This window comes from Melaminivora alkalimesophila (assembly GCF_000282995.1).
Classification (GTDB): Bacteria; Pseudomonadota; Gammaproteobacteria; order Burkholderiales; family Burkholderiaceae_C; genus Melaminivora; species Melaminivora alkalimesophila.
Genome location: NZ_ALEE01000384.1, coordinates 1 through 5,117, shown reverse-complemented (window position 1 = coordinate 5,117; position 5,117 = coordinate 1). Strand labels below are relative to the sequence as shown.

The window sequence follows — 5,117 nt, the reverse complement described above, 5'->3', positions numbered from 1 at the left end:
GCCCCCTGCCGGTTCGGCGGCGCGCAGCGGCGAAGCGGCGGTCGAATGCCTGTCGCAGCGCGAGAGGGAGGTGCTGCGCATGGTCGCAGCCGGCTACACCAGTGCGGAGGTGGGGGCCCAGCTGTCGATCAGCAGCCTCACGGTGAACACGCACATCAAGAACATCTACCGCAAGCTGCAGGTGCGCACACGCGCCCAGGCGGTGCGCTTCGCGTCGCTGCGCGGCCTGTTCTGAACGGGCAGGCGAGCCCGGGCGCAGCGCGCGGATGTCCTGTCAGCGGTTGGAGCCTGGGGTTGTTTCGCACCCGCCCTCCCGTCTACGCCCTGGCATGCGTCGGATTGTGGGGGCTGCAGCTGGCGGTGGCGGCTGTGCTGCTGGTCTTCAGCCTGGGCGGCGCGGGCGGGGCGCACTGGGGTTGGCACGCCGCGGGCCTGGCTTTGTCGCTGCTCCTGGGGGCCCTGCTGTTGCTCCAGCTGCCGCGGGCGTTGCGCTGGCGGCCCCGGCGCAGCCTGCGCGCCAGCCGCGAGGTGGTGCAGGAGCGCCAGCGCATCGCGCGCGACTTGCACGACCACGTCGGCTCGCAGCTCGTGGCGGCCGTGGAATCGCTGGGGCATGAAGGCCCCAGTTCCCAGGAGCTGGCGCGCAGGCTCGAGCAATGCCTGCTGGACCTCAGGCTGGTGGTCGATTCGATGGACGGCGACGACGACGCGTTGCCAGACCGCTTGGCCCGCCTGCGCCATCGGTTGGAGCCTGCGCTCCAGCGGCGCGGCATCGTCCTGCACTGGCAGGTGGCGCTGGATTCGGAGATCGCATGGCCGACGGGCCCGGTGGCGCGCGAGGTGGCGGCCATCGCCCAGGAGGCAATGAGCAACGCGTTGCAACACGCCCAGGCCAGCGAACTCACGGTGGTGCTCGGGCCCGTGCCGGCGGGGACGGAGCCAGAGGGCAGCGCCGCCTGGATGCTGCAGATCCATGACAACGGCAAGGGCGGCGCACCGGCGGATCTGACGGCGCCCGCGGTCGGCGCAGGGGCTGGCCTCATGAGCATGCGCCGCCGTGCCGAGGCGCTGGGGGCGCGGCTGTACGCGGGCCCCGCCCCGGGGGGCGGGGTGTGCGTGCAGCTGCTCATGCCGTCCGCGGCCGGGCGGGACGCTGCTGCCCGCTAGAAGGGGCTGAGCGCTGCCTCTTCCAGCGGCTCACTGGGGCTGTGGCAGCGGCGCTGGGGGCGGGGCCGGAGGCGCAGCCTCGCGTGTCTTTGCCGGCGGGCGGGTGGAGGCCTCGGGCTGCAGCAGCTTGGCGCAGCTGGCGTCGTCCTCGGCGCCCGGCACCGTGATCGGCACCAGCGCCAGCGCTGCCGGGGCCACCGCCGCGGCCGCCACTGCCGCACCGGCGCGCAGCAGCAGCGGGCCGGGCTCCACGCCGACCTGGGGATGGGCAAAGCTGCCGCGCACGTACAGCGGCGTGCGCAGCGAAAAGAACTTCCACTTCAGCGAATCGGGCTCGATGCGCAGGCGCATCTCCTCTTCTTCCAGGTCCACCAGCCCGGTGACCGTGACGATCGCCTCCTCGGTGTTGAGCTTGACGTTGTGGGCGTCCGCCATGCCGTCGCGCACCCGCCACTGCGCCACCGCGCAGCGCAGGCGCACCTCCTGGTGCTCGCCAAACAGCTTGGCCACGATCACGCTGCCCAGGTTCAGCGCCGCCAGGTCGAGCAGCTCCTTGCTGAAGGTGCCATCGCGGATGTACAGGCGCGCATCGCCCGCGCTGCTGCCGAGCATGGCGGCCACGGAGTCGCCCCGCCCCTCGAGCGCAAAGCCCCCGTCCAGGCGGCCGAAGCTTTTTTTCATCAGCTCGACCTTGGGAAACAGCGCAGACAGCTGCAGGCCCTCGACCGAGCCCTTGGCGCGTGCCTGCAGGGGCTTGCTGCGCGCATCGAGCAGCACGTCGCTGTCGATGCGGCCGCGCGCCATGCCGAAGCGCAGCGGCGTGAGGTGCAGCTGCCGGTCCTGCAGCACGGCGCGCACGCTCAGGCGCTCCAGGGGCAGGGCGTCCGGGCGCACGATCCGCTCGCCAGAGAAGGCCAGGTCCATGTCCATCGCGCCCCAGCGCCCGGTGTCGAAATGCACGTCGGGCAGCACCTTGCCGGGGCGCTGGTCCGTGCCCTTCTCCTGGGGGCGCTTGCCGCTGGGCGCGCCGAGCACCGGGCCGAGGTCCGCCAGGCGCAGCAGCTTGGAGGTCATGTGGCCCTCGAGCCGGGGGCGCGGCTCGCCCGAGGTGTAGCTCACCCGGCCATGCAGGTCGCTGTCGCCGACCGTGCCGTCGAAGTCGCGGTACTCCCACACGGCGCGCTCGGGCGTGAGATCCCCCAGCAGGCGTCCGTGCACCGCAAAGGGCGGGGTGTTGGGCAACACCAGTCCGGTGATCGGATAGAGGTCGGCCATGCTGGGCGCCTTCACGCCGAGCTGCAGGTCCATGCCCGACAGTTTCGCCGGATTGCGCACGATGCCCTCGCCCTGTGCCTGCACCTCGCCCGAGTGCGCGGCGAAACGCACGGGATAGTCCAGCACCTTCCTGCACAGGCTGAGCACCGGCCCCCCCAGGCCCTCGCCGGCCACCGGCGCCTTGCCGTAGCGACCCTGGAGCGCGAAGCGCATGCCGTACCTGCCGTCCTCGTCCTCCGGGTCGTCAGAGGCGAGCGTGTCAATGCGCGCGCGCAGCGCCAGATCGCGCCCTCCGTCCACGTAGCCCAACCAGCCGCCGCGGATCACCAGCTGATCGACGCGCAGATCCCACGGGTTGTCGCGCCCGGGGCGCTCTTCGCCCTGTTCGGGGGTGGTGAAGGTCCAGTTGTTGCTGCCGTCGCTGCGCCGTGCCAGCACGATGTCCGGCCCAGTGAGCACCACCGTGTCGAGCCACAAGGTGCGCGACAGCAGCGGCAGCAGCCGGAGGGTGGCGCTTGCGCTGGCAACCGTCCCCATGCGCTCGGGGGTGCGCGGGGGGGCCTCGGGAGTGGCGGTGTGCTGCTCCAGCGCCAGGGGATGGTCCGGGGAGCGGGCAGCGGAGCTGCCCTCGGAAGCTGCCTGGGCCTGCGGGCCGGGGCGCGGCGGCAGCGCCGGCAGGCCAGTGCTCTGCGCTGCGGGGAAGGCGTCTTGCGAGGATTCCAGAACCGCAAAGCCCTGGGGGTTGTCCATACGCAGCTGCTGCGCCTGCACCGTCACGCCCGGCACCCAGCGCCGCCAGCCGGACTCCAAGGGCTGGGGCCAGTGCCAGCGCGCCGCCAGGCGCCCTTCGATCGCGAACTCCCGCCCGGTGGCACGGCTGACCTTCTCGTTGACCCATGGCCGGATGCGGTTCCAGTCGAAGGTCGCCACCCCGAGGATCGCCAGTGCCAAGAGCGCGACCAGGGCAAGCAGGGTCGCCAGCAGCCAGCGCAGGGCACGCTGGCGGCGGGGCCGGCCCCGGGCGGGAGGTGCGGCAGAGGGCGAAGGGGCGACCATGGTCTGGTGGAACGAGAAAGGGGCGGCCTGGCAGTTCGCGCGGCCGGGGGCAGCCCGCGCGGGCCCCGGGCCCGTGCCGACCATGCTAGGGCGCTCCCCGGACGACACAAGCGGGCAGCCGCGTGTTTCCGCACTTGTCCTACAGCCCGGAGCTTCCTGCGGGTTTTTGCATGCAGGGACATGCGCCTTTTGCCTACAGGCATTGCCCGGTATGGGCCGAAGAATTGAAACAGTTCGTTTGCGCGGCAGGCCGGAACGGGCCCGCCGCAAACGGAACCCCGCGTTTGTTGCTTGTTCTCCCTACCGTTCTTGAGGCAATCCCGATGCACGTTGCTGATGCACTGACACAGGAAACCATCTTCGGCATGGCCGACGGGGCCACGTATTCAGGCATGCTGTGCCTGGGAGGCGACGGCCGGCGCTACTTCTTTGCCCAGGCGCAGGTGGACGGGCGCCCGGTGGCCCCACCCGCGCAACATTTCGAATCACGCGAGGACGCGCTGCGGGGGCTGGCGGACATGGCCTCCGGCGGCAGCCGGCCGGCCGACCGTCGAGGCCCAGGGCAGGCTTGAGCCCTCCTTGGGCAGCCCACGCGACACAGGAAAGGACCCACCCATGGCGCAGACAGAGAACGGCCACGTGCTGGAAGAAGGCTACCGCGGCTTCCTCATCCGGATTCCGGTGCCTGAGCGGGACGGGCGCATCGTCCCCACGCCGGTGGAGGCGACCGTCACGGCCATGACCGAGCACGCGGCGGCCCACATCGACGCGGTGCGCTGGGATGCGGTGCGCCAGTCCGAGGGCGACCTGCACACGCTGGCCCACATCAAGCACGCGATCGACGTGGCGCTGGACGGTGCCGAACACGAGCCTCCCTTGCCTGGCGTCTTCGAGCCGACCCTCTGAGGCGCGCAGGCGGCGTCGGCGAGGGCGCTGCCTACAATGCCGCGCCATGCACAACCGCCACGATCCCCGCGTGCTGCCCATGCGCGACGGGGTCAGTCCGAGCTGCGTGGTGCTGCCGTCCGCCGGCGGCGGCTTGCTGCTGGACTTCCTGTGCGAACGGCTGCCGGCCGTGGCACGCGCCGACTGGCTGCGCCGCATGGCCGCTGGCGAGGTGGTGGACGAGCACGGGCGCCGGGCCGCCGCCGACACGCCCTTCCAGCCCGGGCTGCGCTACTACTACTACCGCGAGCTGGAGCGCGAGCCGCCGATTCCCTTCGAGGAAGAGGTGCTCTACCAGGACGCACACCTGCTGGTGGCGGACAAGCCGCATTTCTTGCCCGTCGTCCCGGGCGGACGTTACCTGCACGAGACGCTGCTGGTGCGGCTCAAGCGGCGCCTGGGCCTGCGCGAGCTCTCGCCGGTGCACCGCATCGACGCCGGCACGGCCGGGCTGGTGCTGTTTTCCGTGCAGCGCGCGACGCGCGGGTGCTACCAGGCCCTGTTTCGCGAGCGCGCCATGCACAAGGCGTACGAGGCCATCGCCCCCTGGCGGGAAGGCCTGGCGCTGCCGCTGTGGCGCGAGAGCCGGCTGGAGGAGTGCGGCCATTTCTTTCGGATGCACGAGGTGCCGGGCGTGCCCAATGCCGCGGTGCGCATCGACTTGCTCGAGCGCC

6 protein-coding genes are annotated in these 5,117 nt (G+C 71.8%); 5 read left to right on the top strand and 1 reads right to left on the bottom strand.

Annotated elements, in window-relative coordinates:
- A partial coding sequence (locus A612_RS16090; RefSeq protein WP_241209529.1) for a response regulator transcription factor occupies positions 1 to 235 on the top strand: 235 nt, incomplete at its 5' end.
- Positions 236 to 294: 59 nt separating this feature from the next.
- Complete coding sequence (locus A612_RS07420) at positions 295 to 1,167, top strand: sensor histidine kinase (RefSeq protein ID WP_051001467.1); 873 nt, start codon at positions 295 to 297, stop codon at positions 1,165 to 1,167.
- A gap of 30 nt (positions 1,168 to 1,197) precedes the next feature.
- Here A612_RS07420 and A612_RS07415 read toward each other — a convergent pair whose 3' ends face one another.
- On the bottom strand, positions 1,198 to 3,498 hold the full coding sequence (locus A612_RS07415) for an AsmA family protein (protein ID WP_075807028.1): 2,301 nt from the start codon (positions 3,496 to 3,498) through the stop codon (positions 1,198 to 1,200).
- Between the two features lie 323 nt (positions 3,499 to 3,821).
- Here A612_RS07415 and A612_RS07410 point away from each other — a divergent pair, with 323 nt between their 5' ends.
- The 3 genes from A612_RS07410 to A612_RS07400 form a co-directional block, all read left to right on the top strand.
- A complete protein-coding gene (locus A612_RS07410; protein WP_019373873.1) occupies positions 3,822 to 4,070 on the top strand; it encodes a hypothetical protein in 249 nt (82 codons plus the stop codon).
- A 43-nt stretch (positions 4,071 to 4,113) separates the two neighbouring features.
- Positions 4,114 to 4,404, top strand: coding sequence for a hypothetical protein (locus A612_RS07405; protein ID WP_019373872.1), 291 nt, complete (start codon positions 4,114 to 4,116; stop codon positions 4,402 to 4,404).
- A gap of 46 nt (positions 4,405 to 4,450) precedes the next feature.
- Positions 4,451 to 5,117 (top strand): pseudouridine synthase (locus A612_RS07400; protein WP_019373871.1); only part of this gene is annotated, 667 nt, incomplete at its 3' end.

Coding starts and splice junctions, on each gene's coding strand:
- A612_RS07405 (WP_019373872.1), top strand. CDS start 4,114: ATGGCGCAGACAGAGAACGGCCACGTGCTGGAAGAAGGCTACCGCGGC.
- A612_RS07410 (WP_019373873.1), top strand. CDS start 3,822: ATGCACGTTGCTGATGCACTGACACAGGAAACCATCTTCGGCATGGCC.
- A612_RS07415 (WP_075807028.1), bottom strand. CDS start 3,498: ATGGTCGCCCCTTCGCCCTCTGCCGCACCTCCCGCCCGGGGCCGGCCC.